Below are 385 nucleotides of genomic sequence, written 5' to 3'. Positions count from 1 at the left end.
AAATGATCCTAATATGTTATTAGGAGTTATTAGTGGAAAAGTACAAGATACAAATAATAATTCATTATTAGGAGCTATTATTTCATTATATAGACTAAATAATAATATAAAAACATTAATAGCTATAACTTATACTGATATTTCAGGTATTTATGTTTTTACAGAGTTAACATTAGGTAATTATATTATAGAAATTTTTGCATTAGGATATATTCAGGTTGAAATGCCTGTATCTGTTAATAAAAATGAACTTGTTTCCCTTAAAAATAATTTAACTATAGACTTGAAAGCTTCTGATGGAGTTGTTTCAGGAATAATTAAAGATAGTACAAATTTAGAAATTAGTGATGCATATGTAATTTTATATAAAGTAGAAGATAATGAG

1 protein-coding gene is annotated in these 385 nt (G+C 22.9%); it reads left to right on the top strand.

Going from position 1 to position 385, the window contains the following annotated elements:
- Window positions 1-385 (top strand): carboxypeptidase-like regulatory domain-containing protein (locus GBZ86_RS16855; RefSeq protein ID WP_207707495.1); only part of this gene is annotated, 385 nt, incomplete at both ends.

This window comes from Clostridium tarantellae, assembly GCF_009295725.1.
Taxonomy (GTDB): domain Bacteria; phylum Bacillota; class Clostridia; order Clostridiales; family Clostridiaceae; genus Sarcina; species Sarcina tarantellae.
The sequence above is the reverse complement of the archived record's forward strand: the minus strand, read 5'-3'. Positions and strand labels throughout refer to the sequence as shown.